Raw genomic sequence first — 17,325 nt, 5'->3', positions numbered from 1 at the left:
ATGTTTGATCAGTTTACTTCACCGTTTAGGTTGAAAGACAAAGGCATAATGGGAATGAACAAGCGTAACCATAGTTATATTGGTCGCTACAATGATCGTTCCAAGTATCCACTCGTTGATGACAAGCTTAAGACGAAGATCATTGCTGAACAGGCTGGTGCTACTGTACCAAAACTGATTGGCGTGATTGGTCATCAAGCTGAAGTAAAAACAATCCACAAGATGGTAAAAGAGTGGCCGGGTTTCGTAATCAAGCCAGCTCAAGGCAGTGGTGGTAAAGGTATCCTTGTTGTGACTTCTCACAAGGACGGCGTTTACACCAAGCCATCGGGTTCGACTATCAATGAAGAAGACGTAGAGCGCCACATCAGTAACGCTCTCGCGGGTCTTTTCTCACTCGGTGGTAAGAACGATGTTGCTGTAGTTGAAAACCTCATCAAGTTTGACGAGTGTTTTGACGGCTTCAGTTACGAGGGTGTACCAGATGTACGAATCATTGTATTCAAGGGCTACCCTGTAATGGCGATGATGCGTCTATCGACTTCGGCTTCTGATGGTAAAGCTAACTTGCACCAAGGTGCTGTGGGCGTAGGTATTTGTATCGCTACGGGTAAAGCCGTTCGTGCGGTTCAATTTGACCACCCAGTGACTCACCACCCAGATACGGGTAAAGAGTTGGCGCTACTACAAGTACCCCATTGGGAAAAGCTGCTGACACTTGCATCAAGTGCTTGGGAAATGACAGGCCTTGGTTACATGGGTACGGACATGGTTTTAGACCAAGAAGAAGGCCCGATGGTACTGGAGCTAAACGCTCGCCCTGGATTAGCAATACAGATTGCAAACGGCGCAGGTTTATTACCTCGCTTGCATCATATTGAAAACCTGGGCACACCGGCTGAATACCCAAAACCAGCAGAGCGCGTTGCCTACGCTGCTAAGCAATTTGGTGTTCACGGTAGCGAAATTGTTCCAAACTAAGCTCATCTAAATTAAAGCGAAACGACTCAGTTATTGATACTGAATCTAGCTCGATAAAAAGGCCGCATAACTCTGAGAGTTACGCGGCTTTTTAATGCCAGCCGTCTTCACCGAGCTAATATGATTAAGCCTCTGTTACTTCACTCTCAGGCTCACGAATAGGATCAATACGCACAGCCGCCACCTTAAATTCAGGGATCTTCGCGTGTGGATCAGTCGCTGTGGTAGTCAAACGGTTAACTGGTGATTCAACAAAATGGAATGGAATAAATACCACACCCTTTTGCATTCGTTTAGTCACAAAGGCCGCGATTTCGATTTCACCACGACGTGTTGAGACCTTAAGCATCTGACCATTCGAGATACCTAGCGCTTCAGCATCATGAACACTCACCATGGCACGCGGCCCTGCTAAGTTATCCAACCCTTTTGTTTTACGTGTCATGGTTCCGGTGTGGAACTGTTCTAGAATACGGCCTGTCGTTAATACTAACGGGTATTCCGCATCCGGTAGCTCAGCAGCGTATCTAAACGGAATCGCCTCCATTTGACCACGCCCACGCGTAAATTGGGTCTGGTGCATGATACGTGTGCCATCAGGGTTGTTCTTATTACTTGGCCATTGCACGCCGTTCACCGTAATGTTCTCCCAACGTAAACCACCATACTGTGGCGTGACACGCGCTATCTCATTGGTGATATCAGCAACCGAGTCATATTCCCAATTGCCGCCCATCGCATTAGCCAACATTTGGATAATCACCCAATCTTCTTTCGCTTCACCTGGAGGCAATACCGCCGGGTTAATACGCTGAACACGACGCTCGGTATTAGTAAAATGACCAGACTTCTCAGCAAACGAGCAAGACGGTAGCACCACATCGGCATATTGAGCGGTTTCGGTTAAGAAAATATCTTGAACCACGAGGAAATCTAACGCTTCAAGACCTTCAATCACATGCGCTTGGTTCGGGTCACTCAGCACTGGGTTCTCGCCCATTACGTACAGACCACGAACATCTCGATGACACGCTCCATCAATAATTTCGGTCAACGTTAAGCCTGTTTCAGCCGGTAGGTCAGAAACACCCCACTCCATCGCGAATTTTTGACGAACCATTGGGTTGTACACTTTCTGATAACCCGGAAGGTTATTTGGCAATGCGCCCATGTCACACGCACCCTGAACATTGGATTGACCACGTAATGGGTTGATACCGCCGCCTTCAATTCCGATATTGCCACACAATAGCTGTAGGTTAGCGATTGATCGAACGTTATCGTGACCAGTGGTATGTTGCGTAATGCCCATCGAGTAGTACACCGCTGTACGCTCTGCAGTACCAATCAATCGCGCCATTGCGAAGATGTCTTCCGCTTTAACGCCAGTTACCAGCTCCACTTTGTCTAGTGAATAACTTGGTGACATTACCTCTTGAAGCAAGGTATCAAAGCCATCCACACGGTCTTCGATATACTCTTGGTCGTACCAACCGTGTTTGATGATTTGCTGCATCACACCATTGATCAACATTACATCAGTACCCGGTCGGTGCGCTAAATAAAGTTCAGCATGGTCAGCAATATCGATTCGTTTTGGATCGGCAACGATCAATCTCGCTCCACCATGTCTCACAGCTTGCTTGATATGCGAGCCAATAATTGGGTGTGCTGACGTGGTGTCGGAGCCAATAATAAAGATCACATCTGAGTGCTTGATGCTTGGAATATCATTGGTCATCGCCCCGCTACCTAGCGAAGCCTCTAAACCAGTAACAGTAGATGCGTGACAAAGGCGCGCACAGTGATCGACGTTATTGGTACCGAGTTCACGACGTATGAATTTTTGGAAGGCATAGTTATCTTCATTGGTGGTTTTCGCCGACGAGAACCCCGCTAAAGCGTTACTGCCAAAGCCTTGCTTAATCGCAGTAAACTTCTCGGCAATAAGCTTAACTGCCTCATCCCAACTTGCAGGTTGCAACCAGCCATCTTTACGAATTAATGGTGTGGTTAAACGCGCATCGCTGCCCACAAAATCGAAGCCAAATCGTCCCTTAACACACAACATGCCTTCATTAACCGGAGAGTCTCCGCCTTCGATATAGCGGATTTTGTTTTTCTGCTCATCGATATGCATGGTTAGCTTGCAGCCGACACCGCAATAGGTGCAGATGGTATCGACTTTCTTGAGTACGTCTGTGTCTCCCTGCTTTCTGTCGCGAGCATCCACCATTGCACCGGTTGGACACACCTGAATACACGATCCACATTGAACGCAGTTTGAGTCGCCCATTAAGGTCTTATCTGCCCCAAAGTTAGGGCGACATTCAGGTCTTGATGCAGGTTTGCCATCCGATTGATTCATGAAGCTTAGAACGCCATGAACATTCTGTTCTCGACATGCTTGAATACACTGGCCACAACTAATACAGCGGTTGGCGTCAAAGATAATGAACTCAGAACTGTCATCGGCCGAAAATTTTTGCCTTGTTAACCCGACCTTCGCTTCTTCAGCACGAATCGCCTGCCAACTCTCATTCGAAGCCACATCGATTTTGTATTCAGGATGCGTTTGCGTTGCTTTGTATTCGGTCGAGTAGTCTCGTAGGTCGCAATCGGTATTGGCTTGGCAGCCACACTCTAGACATCTTGCAGCTTCCGCTATTGCATCAGCATTCTCAAACCCTGTTTCTACTTCATCAAAGCTTTGTTCACGCTGCTCGGGCGTTAGTTCTGGCATGATCTTACGAGCCATGCGTTGTATCGACTGGTATTGCTCAGGATCCACCGCTTTGAGCTGTTTGTGCTTTCTTGAGTTAAACGGTTTGGCTGGAATATTGTCCATATCACCATGGAAGAAGCGATCGATCGCTTGTGCAGCAATACGCCCATCCCCCACCGCTTCGACTGCGGTTGCAGGGCCGCGTCGGAAATCACCAATACTGAAAATATTTCCGGTTCCGGTATGCATGGTTTGTGGATCAGCATCTGCGGTATTCCAACGAGTAAGAGGAATATCAATCGCTTCATTGTCCATAAAGCTCAGATCAGGCTTTTGCGACACGGCAGCAATAACCGTATCAAACGCTTCAACAAAGAACTCGCCAGTTGGTTTAGGGCTGCGGCGGCCTGAAGCATCAGCAGGACCCAAAGCCATTCGTTCTAATCGTATTTCTGATACATGACCATTTTCATCGGCTATGTTTTCTGCAGGGTTGGTTAAGAAGTGGAACTTCACACCCTCATGTTCAGCTTCTTCGATTTCGTAATCTTCTGCTGGCATCTCATCTCGAGTACGACGATAAATCAGCGTAGTATCCGCGCCATCACGAACTGCGGTTCGAGCACAGTCAATCGCTGTATTACCGCCACCGATCACGGCAACCTTTTTACCAGTGACGTACTGCTGATCGGTCACGTAATCTTTCAGATAATCGACACCCAAATAACAACCTCCGAGTTCGCTACCCGGGTAATTCATCTCGACCGCTTGCGATGCACCAACGGCTAAACAAACCGCATCAAAATCGTTACTTAAATCAGACAGTGTAAAATCAACACCGAGTTTTTTACCGCACTCAACCACCATTCCGTTGCGACACATCAACTCGATTTCTTTATCTAGAATCGACTTAGGTAAGCGATATTCAGGGATACCGTAACGCAGCCAACCACCCGCTTGCGGCATCGACTCATAGACACTGACATCATAGCCTTCGTTAGATAGGTAATAACCCGCCGTAAGCCCACCGGGGCCACTACCGACAATTGCAATACTCTTGCCTTTATTCGGTTTCTTAGCTGGCATGTAGCTCTCTTGAGTCGCTAAATCCGCGTCGGCAGCGTGTCGTTTGAGTTGGCGAATCGCAATGGATTCATCAACCAAGTTACGACGACATTCGGTTTCACAGAAAGCAGGACACACACGACCAATTGAAAGCGGCATTGGTAATGTCTTTTTGATCACTTCAATCGCTTTGATGTGATCATTTTGAGCAATATGGTGCAGGTAAGATTGGATGTCGACCCCAGCAGGACAGGCTGTTTGGCATGGCGCCTCACAGTCAGCGTAGTGATCGGTCATAATGCGATTCAACGCTTCTTGTCGATGATTCGTTAACTGTTTTGACTGAGTGGTAATATTCAGCCCATTAGACACTTCAAGCTCACAAGAGCGAGTAACACCAACGCCATCAACTTCAACGACACACAAATCACACGGCACTTTATCCGCTGTTTTGTTCAAACCACATAAAGATGGGATTTCCAAACCACATGTTTTTGCCGCTTCAAGAACGGTTTGTCCTTGCTCGACGATTCGATATTTCCCATCAATCACGATTTGAATCATACCTAAGTCCTACCTTTACCTTTCGCACACGCGAGTTATCAATAATTAAAATTTAAGTAATACAATATTATTAATATTATTAAATCTATGTCATTACCATATATTATTTGTGGTTTTGTGCGTGTGACCTCAAACAAGTTCCATTGATAATAACCACAAGGTATGAGTGGTCTTATCAGTATCGATAAAAGAATTAGGCGAGAGGAGTTCAGTTGAGGAAATTAGATTCAAGATACAAAAAAGCCCCTATTGATTAGGGGCTTTGTACAAATATCATTGAGTCGCTTTCGAGCTTATAACTCAGTTATCAAGCTTATTGCTCGGCTATCAAGGTTATTGCTCAGCTTCTTCAATAAGCTCTTGAACTGGGGATGCCGGTTTGTTTTGAGCAAAACCGCGCAGGCCAACAACATGTACGTGCTCGTGATCTTTAAAGACCTTACGAACCAGTTTGTAGGTTGTGCCTTTCTCAGGGCTAATGTTCTCTGGTGCTGCAATCAAAAGTTGCATACCTAAACGGTCACACAGTTCGAACAAGGTAGAGATAGATTTCGCATCCAGACGAGCTGCTTCATCAAGGAACAACAAACGACATGGAACGATGTCTTTGCTACGAAGTCGACGAGACTCTTCTTCCCAGCTCTGAACAACCATCAGTAGGATAGACTGACCCGTACCGATCGCTTCACCCGTAGACAGTGCGCCCGATTCCGCTTGTAACCAACCGTCTGAACCACGGTTAACTTCAACACTTAATTCTAGGTAGTTGCGGTAATCCAGTAGCTCTTCACCTAGAACTTGTGGAGAACGTTGACCCATATCGATATGTGGGTTAACACGTTGGAACAACTTCGCCATCGCTTCTGAGAAGGTAAAGCGTGTTGATTCAAACAAGTCTTTGTGTTGCTCTTGCTGAGTCGCTAGCCCTGATAGCAAGATCTCGTGGCTTTCACGAATCTTAACGTTCAGACGTACGCCCTTAACCTGACCAAAGTAGATGTTCGACAGCCCTTGGTTCAGCATTCGAATACGGTTCTGCTCGCGCTGAATCGTTTTCTTGATGATGCTTGCTACCGACTCAGAGCTGATCGCCAAGCGGTTTTCACGCTGCGTCAGTTCTTCTGTTAATCGAGCGAGCTCAACTTCCATCTCTTCGATTGCTTCAACCGGATCATCCGTATGAATGATGTCTTGGCGAATACGCTCGCGAAGGTGTTGATAAACCGCAATGTAGAACAGAACCTTACGCTCTGGATGTGCGTTGTCTTCAGATAGACGCAGCGAATCACGTAGGTCGTCATTGTCAGCTACAGCTAGACGTAAAGCACCCAGTGATTTATCCGACATAGAACGAAGCTCGCCCGCCGTTAGGTAAGCCAGTTCACGCTTATGAAGACGACGTTCAACATCATTTTCACGAGCTAAGCGAAGTACTGAACACCAGCCTGCTTTTGCTGCAACAACGAAAGTACGAAGCTCGGTGTACTCTTTTTGAACTTTCTTAAGACGCTTAGCCAGTGCTTTCATCTCAAGTTCAGTTGACGTAATCGTACGCTCGTATTCACTCTTACGGCTGCGAGATGTGTGCAGACGCTCTTGAAGCTCGTCACGACGACGTACAGCACGCTCTTCAGCGCCTTCGTCAGCGTTTACGCCGAACTCTTGTAGCTCTTGTTTGAACTCTTGAACCGTTTCTTGCTTCGCTTGATGTGAGCTCTTCAGTGCCGCCAATACTTGGTTGTATTGGTTCATCTGTTCGCGAGCTTGCTTCAAGCCATCGCGGCCTTTGGTTCTTGCTTGTTCAGCTTGAACCAACTTCGCTTTCAGTTGCTCGCTCAGTTCACTGCTCTTATTAAGCAAATCAACAGAATCCGCGTAAGCAAAGTAATGACGACGCTCAATCAGATCAGACAGTGCGAACACTTTGCCTTTTAGCGTTTGTAGCGCGTTGTCTGCTTGACGGTACTCTGCTTCCAAAGCTTCGAATTGCTCTGGGTCAGCGTCTAGTGCAGATACGAACTGTTCTAGAGAAGTAAGCGCCTTGCCGTGCGTCTTCAAGTAAGATTTCGCTTCACTTAAACGCTCTAGTTGCGCTTCTAATTCAGCTAAACGCTCAGCCAATGTTTCGTCTTCTAAAATACGAACCATTGGTGCTAATTTATCTAGCGCACCAAGTGCCTGCTTGCTTTGTAGAAGCTGACTGCGTTGCTGCTGCTCTTTAGAGTTAAGCTCAGCCAGAGAACGAACAATTTGATTACGCTTATCACGAATCGCAGCAAGTGCTTGCTCTGGGTCTGCGTTAAACGCAACGTGCAGGTGCTTCGCAACAAAGCTGTTGAATGCTTGGTATAGGCGATTCAGTTTTTGAGAGTCAAACGCTGCCTTCGCGTGGTTTTCAACCACAACGTCACGCTCTTCGCGCAGTTTCTCTAGGCGTTGTTCACGAGCCGCACGGCCAAACAGTGGGATCTCAGGGAAACGAGAGTAACGCATTTGGCGATCGTTCAGCTGAACACACACTGCGCCTTCAAGCTCATCGGCATTGAATGAACTGTCATCAAACGCGTCGACATCGCCTTCTAGGATGTAAAGGTCTTCTGGACAATCATCAAGATCCACCAGCTTCTCTTTAATACCATCAAGATCAGAAACCACAATTGCGTGACGAGCCGGGCCGTACATCGCACTGAAGTACGGCGCATCACCAATAGTGATATCATCGTAGATCTCAGAAAGCAGCACGCCACCAAGCGTATCCGCTAGGCCTTTGAGGCGAGGATCGTTAGAACCACCTGGAGACGCTAAACGCTCAATTTCGTGCTCAAGTTCAGCTCGGCGCGTAGCCAACTGATCTTTTGCTACCGCTTGAGATTTCTCATCTTCAAGCACTTGTTGCATTTGAGTCATCACCGCTTGGCTATCTTCTAGCTCAGCGTCGGTTTGATCTCTTAATGCTTCAAGCGCATCGTTTGCCGTGATCCATGCTGGAGCAATAGACTCAAGTTTTTGAATCTCTTGATCGTGGTTTTGTTGTACACGACGTTGCTCACTCTTCGCTTCACGCAGCTCTTCTTGAGCGTACTCAAGAGACTCGATCTGCATAGCATGACGTTCACGTTCTTCATCGAAAACCGCTTCGTCAGTCAGTGAGATGTTGTGTTGCTTTTGGTATTCAGTCGCAAGCTCTTTTGCTTGACGCTGCTGAGCCACATCACGAGCCATATCGCGGTGCTGAGCACGCCACTGCTGTTCATTTTCAACAACGTGTTTTGCGTTACGGCCTTTTTCTAAAGCTTGCTTAGCGCTTTGAGACGCTTCTTTACGCTCAACGTCACCCACAATACTTTTAACAAGAGCGAGCGCTTTGTCGAACTGCGCAGAAGCAGCAGAAGACATGTCTAGTTTATGTTTAGTAGACAGCAGCGTTTGAGTGCTTGATTCTTCTTGTGCTTTTAGCTCAGAAACCAGAGTTAGTGCGCTTTCTGCCGTAATAGACTCATCACCAAGTAGCTGCTTAGTTTTCTCTAATGCTTGAACCGCTTGCTGGTATTGAAGTGCACGAGTCTGCTGAACATCCAATGCTTGTTGGTAGTCAGCAAGCTGAGTTTTCAGGCTATCCACTTCTTCTTCAGTGATGGTTGCCTGCTCTTCAGCAAGAAGTACTCGCTCTTGAGCTTCTTCAACTACCATCATCTGTTCTTCTAGACGCTCATTAAGCTCTTCTAGATCTTCACTGTAGCGAGCAATTTTCTCTTGCTGACGAAGTGCAGTTTGAACCAATTGAAGATGATCCGAAGCCGCTTGATAATCTTGCTCTAGTGCCGATTCTTGATCGACCAACAGCTCAAGCTCTTCTTGAACGCGGTTCAACAAGTTGTTTTGATCAAGCAAGGTTTCGCGAGAACCAAACAGTTCACCACGGAACTTCATAGTTTGATCAAGCTTGTTGCGACGATCGTTGGCATGGCGCATGTAATCTGCTGCCACGTAGTTCGTAGATTCAGTGATCAAGTGCTTGAACAAGTCACGATCCGACTGAGTCGTTTTGATCGCTTCTAGCGTCATGCGGTTTTCGCGTAGTGCTGATTCCATGTCTTGGAATGCTTTCTTCACGCCACCATTTTGCGGTAGAAGGTAATCACGCAGAGAACGCGTAATCGCACTAGAAATACCACCGTAAAGTGATGCTTCAATTAAGCGGTAGAACTTAGAACGGTCGCTGCTGTTACGCAATTTCTTCGGTACTACACCGTATTCAAACATCTGTGAGTGGTAATCAACAATCGAAGAAAACGCTTTAAAGTGCGCGCCTTCGTATTGTGCAACCGCCGCTTTCACGTCGTTCAACTGACATACGCGAGCGTGGCTGTCTGAAACGTTCTGAATCAACACATCCGTTGGTTTCACATGGCTTGGAAGGCCTTGGATAACGAACGGTTTAATGTCGACTTTCTTATCACGACCCGCGACTTGCTGCAGTTTTACTGCAAACAATAGACGCTGATTACGAGAGTTCACAACATCTAGTGCGGCATAACATGCGCCTGGCTGAAGCTTACCGTAAAGGCCTTTATCACGAGATGACTGTGAGCTACCCGCTTCCGTTGTGTTACGGAAATGCAGAAGGCTTTGGTCAGGGATCAGTGCTGTGATGAATGCCGCCATTGTGGTCGACTTACCCGCACCGTTACCGCCAGAAAGCGTTGTAACCAATCCATCAATATCAAAAGTACGCGCAAAGAAGCCGTTCCAGTTGACCATGGTTAATGATTGATACTTACCTCTTTCAATCATGCTTCACCTTCTACTTTTGTTTGTTCGCCAGCATTTGACTCAAGGTCAAAGTCAGCTTGATCGTTAAAAATGTCTTGTTGACCGTTTTCGTCTACGTCTGCATCTACTTCTGATGTGGCTTCCGCTTGTTCTTCATTCAACAAGCTACCTTGGTTAGGCTCTTGGGTATGCACCACAGCTTCACCATCACGGATAAGACGTAACTGCGCTTCTTTCATATCATCGCCAACACGAACGTCAGCGCCAAAACGGAATACCGCTTCGCTGATACGGAACTTGCCGGTTTCACCAATCGCAATCAACATACCGATACGGCGTAAGCGACGTAGAGAAGTACGTACTTTTTCGAACAGCTTTTCTTTATCTAGGTCAGAACCAGACGCACGGTTGGTTGCTAGCTTCATGAGTTTTTTCTCATCCGCTAACGACATCAACTCATCAAACAGTTCTTGGTTGGTGAAGATACCTTCATGAGCAAGACGTTCTGGGCTTAGGTATAAGAAACACAACACCTTTCCAACCAACATGTCGAGCTCAGACAACACACTACGACCAATCAGAGACGTAGAACGCGGACGCAGGTAATAGAAACCTTCCGGCGCTTTTACCAATTCCGTATTGTAGCGTTGATAGAAATGCTGAAGCTCAACTTCAAAATCAGACAGCAACGCGTGGTTATCTAGGTCTTCTGTTGAAACATGCTTACCTGAACGCAGCATGCTATCTAGCGCAGGGAACAGTGGGTTCGCTATCGCTTTTACCAGTTTCTCTGGCATGTAATCATCAGTACTTGTTAATGACATTTGCTTGTACCTTTGCACCGAAATCGTTAATTGCCTGCCAATCTGGCTGAATAGCCTGATAGTCAGACTCTGAGTAACCTAAGCGCACGGCTTGGTCGACAACAATTCTGGCTAAATCAAAATGGTGTGTGCGAGGGTGTGCAGCGAGGTAATCGCGTAACACAAGGCCAAGATCAATTGGCGCGCCTTGCTGTTTGTGAGCTTTTAACATCTCTGCAATTCGATCTGAAAGCATGTCATTTACTTGCTCAAATTCTTCGTACTCTACGTCGATTGGTGCTTGTCCCATCACTTCGTCATCACGAAGCACGAGCGCTTCATCACGAAGATCCGTCAGCTTCTCAGCATCGGCGTAGGTCAATAACCAAGGCGCATCAAAGTAGTCAGTGACTGACTGACGCAAGCGCTGGCTAAAGGCGCGGTTTTTATCCATATCAATCGCGGTACGGATGAACTTGTGAACATGGCGGTCGTAGCCGATCCATAAATCGATGGCTTGTTGGCCCCAACTGGTGATTCGGTCTAGCTTCATCTGCAAGCCGAACAGGGTTTCGCCAACGAACTCGAGTTCATCGTCACCGTAAACAATTTCTTGAATATCGAGGATCTGTGTTTGCAGTTCATCCCCCGCCGCTTGCAAGGTGTCTTGCAATTCTTTTAGTGTGGACGAGGTTTCTGAAAGCAAGGTTTCACAGTTGTTAATCGCCTCTCGCCAATCCTTGTTTAAAAGGTCGGCAATTTGCTGTTTAACGGTTTGCTGCTGCTCATCCATAACACGTTGGTTAAGATCAATCTGATCGAAAATTTCACCAACAGAGTACTTGAGCACGCCGTAAACATTCTTTCTCCAATGTCCTGGAGTTCCGCCTTTTTGTGCTGCTTCAATGGCTTTTGCCATCTCGTCCGCAACCATAGAAAGCTGGATAGACAGTTTTAACTTAGAGAACTGACGGTGGCGTAAGTAATAATCTGAAATACCAATCGCCAATGGTGATAAGCGATAAATACTCGCACCATCGGTGATTTCGCTGGTAAAGCGGCTAATCAACTTCTGTTTAACTAACTCGTTGATGGCATTGTTGGCACGAAACGCGGACGCTTCGCCAGTATCTTCAAACAGTCGAGTGACGATGGTAAATGCATCGTGCAGTTCACCCTCGCCCAACTCTTCATCGAACCTTTCATTGCTTAGTACTGCGATAGCAATCAAAAATGCTAAGCGCTCTGGTGGCAAGTTTAATGAAAAATCATGCTGCTTGACCCAGCCCACCAACTCATCAATTGGCTGCTCTTCGGCAGTTTGAGTCATTTCACTCATTGTGGTTCCTGTTACTGTTCTTCGTCATATCGAATGTATTAGATATGACGCCTATTTCTTTATGACGCGGGCTTCTTACGATTGCATAGCGCATGTTGTGGCTTCTTTTACCACATTCACCGCTGTTATTGCGCAGGTTTTTGAGCCCAAACGTGAATATAACGGCCTAGTGACAGATATGGCTCTTGGCGACATAGCTGTTTTTCCAGTTCCAATACATCTTCAAATTGGTAATCGCCCATGTACTCCATATTACCTATGTAGTCACTGAAAGAGCGAATGCCTGATTTACCACAGATTTCTAGACCAGCGTCTTCTATCCATTGATAAACCTCTTCCGGCTTCAAGCCTTTTTGTGGTTGCAGCTTAAACCGTTTTCGATGTGGCATCCCATTCAATACATGAGGAATGTTGCCACAAATCACATTTTTCAGGACTAATCCGTGGTGGTTGTAAAACATTATCGAGGCAACACCACCTGGCTTAACTTGTTCAAGCAATAAATCAAGCGCCTCTTTAGGATCGGCTAACCATTCCATTACGGCATGAAACATCACAAAATCGACTTTCTCATCGAGATGTTCTGCGACTTTTTGTACCGGTGAATGAATAAATCGATATTGCTCTAGCAAACCCGCTTCGCTGATACTTTCTTCGGCGAGCTTCAGCATTTCAGAAGAGAGATCACACAGAGAAACGTTATGCCCAAGCGACGCAATTTTTTGCGACATCTGCGCAAGGCCGCCTCCAGCATCAAGCACATGCAGCGGCGAAGCTGATTGCTCAAACTTGCTCAAAGCTTGTTCTAAATCTTCCCATACGATGATCTGACGGATCTCTCCTTTGTCAGAGCCGTAAATATTTTTTGCAAATTTGTGGGCAATATCGTCGAAATTACGGTCTTCAGTCACGGCTACTTGAGTTATTATGTCCTATCGTGCCTGCTATTCTGTCACAGGAATTTCAGGAATAAAGAGGCGATGTCTCTTTTTACTACTAAGTGATGTTTTTTCGGACTATTCGGATATGTTTGAGCTGAAAAAAGTAGTGTCTTCGCTATTGATGCCACTGCCAGCAATGTTAATTCTCGCTTTTCTGGGTTTAGCCCTAGTGATGTTTACTACCAAAAGGAAGACTGGTTGCCTAATCACCCTCTCAGCCCTATGTGGTATTTTCCTAATCGCTTTCCAGCCAGTTTCTAGTCAACTTTTAATGCCAATGGAAAGGCAACACACCGCATTTTTACCTGTCGATGAAACCGTCGATTACGTGATGGTTCTTGGAAGTGGTCACGTCGTAGACGACCAAATTCCACCGACATCAGAACTTAGCCGCACCGGCCTGATGCGTTTAAGTGAAGGGATTCGTATTCTACGCCTCTACCCTGGTGCAAAACTCATTTTGTCTGGCTATGGCGCAGGCACTGAAGTAAGTAACGCAAGAATGATGGCTAAAGTGGCTTTAGCACTTGGCGTAGCAAAGCCCGACATCATTCTGCTTGAAACCGCAAAAGACACTTGGGAAGAAGCCCGCCAAGCCGCTGCGTTCGTTAAGAATAAAAGAATGGTGTTGGTGACTTCAGCGAGCCATATGACTCGCGCACTGAACGAATTCAATGCTGCTGGAATGAAACCACTGCCGGCACCAACTAACTACCTTGCACAAGAAGGTATAGTTGAGCCGTGGGAAAAGTACATGCCGAAAGCGCTATACCTTGAGCAGACTGAGCGTTACTGGCACGAAACCATGGGATTGGTTTGGCAAAGCCTGCGTGATTGGCTAGATACAAGCAATGACATTGTTGAAGAGCCTGTTATTCCAGAAGCTTCCAGCTTAATTGAAGATGACGGTGAAGTTTCCGCGGCTCAGCCTCAATAAGCCCATTGAATCTTTAAACTCATCTTAAGCATACAGAGTCGCCAAGTATTTGTAGATTCTCTGGTCGTTAACAGTAAAAGCTGAGTAATAAAAAAGCCGAGACATCAATGATGTCTCGGCTTTTTACGTTTAAATGTCGTTGTTAATTAATCACTCCCGAAGGAAATCAATCACCAGCGAACATGTAACCTTCACCGTGAACCGTCACAAAGATTTGTGGGTTCTTAGGATCGAACTCCATTTTTGCACGCATACGACGAATCAGCACGTCGATAGTACGGTCATTAGGCGCGTCCACTCGGTGGCTAATCATATTCAAAATACGTTCGCGGCTTAATACTTGATTAGGGTAAGAAGACAAAGCCACTAGCAGTTCGTATTCTGCTTTGGTCAGTTTCACTGGTTCGCCGTTCTTGCTTAACGCACGACGAGGGATATCAAATGTCCACTCACCAAAACGAACCACAGACTCATCTGATGTTTCTTCTACAGCGCCCGCTGCTGTTTTACGAGCAGCAGAGATACGCCAAAGTAGGTTTTTAACTCGAACCAATAACTCGCGAAGTTCGAAGGGTTTAGTAACGTAATCGTCAGCGCCCATTTCAAGGCCAACGATTTTGTCGATGCTATCCGTGCGTCCAGTAACTAAAATAATTCCAATGTCTGATTGACTGCGTAATTCGCGAGTTAGCATCAATCCATCTTCGCCTGGTAAGTTGATGTCCAGCATAATGAGGTCAACGTTGTTTTCTTCTAACACGTTTCTCATTTGAGCGCCGCTTTCTGCTTCGCTTACTGTGTAACCTTCGTTCTGGAAGTATCCGACCAGTTTACTGCGGGTTACCACATCATCTTCTACGACTAATACGTGATAGCTCATCTACACCACTTTTCTTATTTAATAGTTTCAGTGACTATTCTATTCATAACTCGTAACAATTCTAGTGGTACACAAGATAAAAGCCAGAAACATGGATCTTTTTTGATACAAGACAATCTTAAACCTTGCTATTTATCGTCCATCGCAATTCAATATAGGCATTACTACTAACGAGTAACTTTGCCTTTCGCAAATAACCTTGTTATTCAGCCTTGGTGTGCTTATGCACTAGTGACTTCAAGATGTATATAAGTAACACCACAAGACTAAATCAGGATCTAAGAAATGAAAGATACGAAAGCGTTCAACGAGCAAAGAGCAGAAATATACTGGTGGCTATCAAGCTTATTCGCTAAAGAGCTCACTCAAGAAGAACTCGATCACTACCACTCTGTTGAAATTCGTTCTTTCCTAACTGGTTTAGGCGAAAATGAAACACTAAAGCCAGCGATCGATAGCCTAGTGGATGCGCTAAACCGCCTACAAACGCGTGAAGATGCTCAACTAGAATTGTCTGCTGACTTCTGTGACTTATTCTTAAAAACAGATAAGCATGGCGCACTTCCTTACGCTTCTATGTATATCGGTGAGACTGGCCTTTTGAATGATAAGCCAGCAAAAGATATGGAAGAGATCATGGCTAAGCACAACTTAGTGGTGAACCAAGACCTAAAAGAACCAGCTGACCACATCGCTATCGAACTCGACTTCCTTGGCAACTTGATCATCCGTTCTAATGAAACGGAACTTGAAGAAGAGCTAGAAAAATCGTTCATTGTTCAACAGCAATTTATCGAGCAACAACTTCTTACTTGGGTACCAAAGTTCAACGTTAAATGTCATGACGTTGACGAATTCGGTTTCTACGCTAGTGTCTCATCTCTGCTACTTGCATTCTGCAAATTGGACACCCAATACCTCGCTGGTGAATAAGCTTATTGGATGACTCGTTAAATAAATTCAGAAGAATGTGACAATTCACCCGGATTTCCGGGTGAATTTTATTGCGAGTAATTTCTAGTCAGTCTAAAATTGTGACCGCAAACGATAAAATATGAAACATTCACGAAATGCTATGCTTACTTAAAGTTCAGAGCATTTCGGTGTTAAGACAAGCCGCTCAATAGCGGTTTTTTGTTTTTTAGCACTTTAGTACCCAAAGAGCCCTACAAATTTAAGCTCTTAGTTAGGTAGCTTAACGGCTACTTCATTCCGTACTTTGGGAAAGTAGCTTCTAATAGGATAAAACCATGGCCACTATAAAAGATGTCGCTCGCTTAGCAGGCGTATCAACAACAACCGTTTCTCACGTAATCAACAAAACTCGCTTTGTTGCAGAAGCGACGCAAGAAAAAGTAAATAAAGCCGTAGACGAACTGAACTATGCACCAAGTGCCGTTGCTCGTAGTTTGAAGTGCAATACAACCCGCACTATCGGCATGCTAGTTACTCAATCAACTAACCTATTCTTCTCTGAAGTTATCGATGGTGTTGAAAGCTACTGCTACCGTCAAGGTTACACTTTGATCCTGTGTAATACGGGCGGTATCTATGAGAAGCAACGTGACTACATTCGAATGCTTGCAGAGAAACGTGTAGATGGCATCTTAGTTATGTGTTCTGACCTAACTGAAGAACTGAGAGGCATGTTAGATCGTCACGCTGACATCCCTAAAGTGATTATGGATTGGGGCCCTGAGAGCTCTCAGGCTGATAAGATCATCGATAACTCAGAAGAAGGTGGCTACCTAGCGACCAAATACCTTATTGAACGCGGTCACTCTAAGATTGCATGTTTAAGTGGCCACTTAGACAAAGCGGCATGTGTTGAACGCATCGCGGGTTACAAACGCGCACTCAACGAAGCTAAGATTGCTGCCGATGATAACATGATCATTGAAGGTAACTTCGAGTGTGATACTGCGGTTCTTGCTGCAGAGAAAATCATTAAGATGGTAGATCGCCCAACGGCAGTATTCTGTTTTAACGACACGATGGCACTCGGCCTAATGAGCAGACTGCAAGAGAAAGGAATTCGTATCCCTGAAGATATTTCAGTGATCGGCTATGACAACATCGAGTTGGCTGAATACTTCTCTCCGCCGTTAACAACGGTTCACCAACCCAAACGTCGTGTTGGTAAGAATGCTTTCGAAATTTTGTTAGAACGCATTAAAGATAAAGACCATGAAAAGCGTGTGTTCGAAATGCATCCTGAAATTGTTGAGCGAAGCACAGTTAAAACGTTAAATTAATTGATAAATTCAGTTTAATATAATTAAGCGCACCTTTAGGTGCGCTTTTTTTTGGTTCATCG

The 17,325-nt window shown here is 45.6% G+C and carries 10 protein-coding genes; 4 read left to right on the top strand and 6 right to left on the bottom strand.

The window, feature by feature from the left end; genetic code table 11:
* On the top strand, nt 1-981 hold the full coding sequence (locus AB4493_RS05995) for an alpha-L-glutamate ligase-like protein (RefSeq protein ID WP_029235462.1): 981 nt from the start codon (nt 1-3) through the stop codon (nt 979-981).
* A gap of 124 nt (nt 982-1,105) precedes the next feature.
* Here AB4493_RS05995 and fdhF read toward each other — a convergent pair whose 3' ends face one another.
* From fdhF to cmoM, 5 genes are all read right to left on the bottom strand, one after another.
* Nucleotides 1,106-5,335 carry a formate dehydrogenase subunit alpha gene (gene fdhF, locus AB4493_RS05990; protein ID WP_372154663.1) on the bottom strand — a complete coding sequence of 1,410 codons (4,230 nt, stop codon included), beginning with the start codon at nt 5,333-5,335 and terminating at the stop codon, nt 1,106-1,108.
* A gap of 333 nt (nt 5,336-5,668) precedes the next feature.
* Nucleotides 5,669-10,129, bottom strand: coding sequence for a chromosome partition protein MukB (gene mukB / locus AB4493_RS05985; RefSeq protein WP_372154662.1), 4,461 nt, complete (start codon nt 10,127-10,129; stop codon nt 5,669-5,671).
* Nucleotides 10,126-10,932, bottom strand: a complete 807-nt coding sequence (mukE, locus tag AB4493_RS05980; protein ID WP_017067527.1) for a chromosome partition protein MukE — start codon at nt 10,930-10,932, stop codon at nt 10,126-10,128. Before mukE ends, mukB begins: the two co-directional genes overlap by 4 nt.
* Nucleotides 10,913-12,250, bottom strand: coding sequence for a chromosome partition protein MukF (gene mukF, locus AB4493_RS05975; protein ID WP_372154661.1), 1,338 nt, complete (start codon nt 12,248-12,250; stop codon nt 10,913-10,915). Before mukF ends, mukE begins: the two co-directional genes overlap by 20 nt.
* Nucleotides 12,251-12,375: 125 nt before the next feature.
* A complete protein-coding gene (gene cmoM / locus AB4493_RS05970) occupies nt 12,376-13,161 on the bottom strand; it encodes a tRNA uridine 5-oxyacetic acid(34) methyltransferase CmoM (RefSeq protein ID WP_017063509.1) in 786 nt (261 codons plus the stop codon).
* 115 nt (nt 13,162-13,276) lie between these two features.
* On the opposite strand from cmoM, the gene elyC reads away from it, so the two are divergent.
* Nucleotides 13,277-14,128 carry an envelope biogenesis factor ElyC gene (elyC, locus tag AB4493_RS05965; protein WP_102332487.1) on the top strand — a complete coding sequence of 284 codons (852 nt, stop codon included), beginning with the start codon at nt 13,277-13,279 and terminating at the stop codon, nt 14,126-14,128.
* 166 nt (nt 14,129-14,294) lie between these two features.
* On the opposite strand, the gene torR is transcribed toward elyC, so the two are convergent.
* A complete protein-coding gene (torR, locus tag AB4493_RS05960; RefSeq protein WP_017067841.1) occupies nt 14,295-15,008 on the bottom strand; it encodes a two-component system response regulator TorR in 714 nt (237 codons plus the stop codon).
* 285 nt (nt 15,009-15,293) lie between these two features.
* Between torR and torD the strand changes: the two genes are divergently transcribed.
* Together torD and purR are read left to right on the top strand one after the other, a co-directional pair.
* Entirely contained in the window at nt 15,294-15,941 is a 648-nt protein-coding gene (gene torD, locus AB4493_RS05955) for a molecular chaperone TorD (RefSeq protein ID WP_017093386.1), read from the top strand.
* 317 nt (nt 15,942-16,258) lie between these two features.
* Nucleotides 16,259-17,263, top strand: coding sequence for an HTH-type transcriptional repressor PurR (gene purR / locus AB4493_RS05950; protein ID WP_372154660.1), 1,005 nt, complete (start codon nt 16,259-16,261; stop codon nt 17,261-17,263).
* Nucleotides 17,264-17,325: the final 62 nt, after the last annotated feature.

Source organism: Vibrio sp. 10N.222.55.A1, from assembly GCF_041473835.1.
In the GTDB taxonomy this organism is placed as follows: domain Bacteria; phylum Pseudomonadota; class Gammaproteobacteria; order Enterobacterales; family Vibrionaceae; genus Vibrio; species Vibrio crassostreae_C.
Note: the sequence above shows the minus strand (reverse complement) of the source record. Positions and strands in the feature narration are given on the sequence as shown.

What these genes read in the sequence shown, in the direction of transcription:
- elyC (WP_102332487.1), top strand. Translation starts at nt 13,277, where the DNA reads ATGTTTGAGCTGAAAAAAGTAGTGTCTTCGCTATTGATGCCACTGCCA.
- mukE (WP_017067527.1), bottom strand. Translation starts at nt 10,932, where the DNA reads ATGTCATTAACAAGTACTGATGATTACATGCCAGAGAAACTGGTAAAA.
- mukB (WP_372154662.1), bottom strand. Translation starts at nt 10,129, where the DNA reads ATGATTGAAAGAGGTAAGTATCAATCATTAACCATGGTCAACTGGAAC.
- purR (WP_372154660.1), top strand. Translation starts at nt 16,259, where the DNA reads ATGGCCACTATAAAAGATGTCGCTCGCTTAGCAGGCGTATCAACAACA.
- torR (WP_017067841.1), bottom strand. Translation starts at nt 15,008, where the DNA reads ATGAGCTATCACGTATTAGTCGTAGAAGATGATGTGGTAACCCGCAGT.
- fdhF (WP_372154663.1), bottom strand. Translation starts at nt 5,335, where the DNA reads ATGATTCAAATCGTGATTGATGGGAAATATCGAATCGTCGAGCAAGGA.
- AB4493_RS05995 (WP_029235462.1), top strand. Translation starts at nt 1, where the DNA reads ATGTTTGATCAGTTTACTTCACCGTTTAGGTTGAAAGACAAAGGCATA.
- mukF (WP_372154661.1), bottom strand. Translation starts at nt 12,250, where the DNA reads ATGAGTGAAATGACTCAAACTGCCGAAGAGCAGCCAATTGATGAGTTG.
- torD (WP_017093386.1), top strand. Translation starts at nt 15,294, where the DNA reads ATGAAAGATACGAAAGCGTTCAACGAGCAAAGAGCAGAAATATACTGG.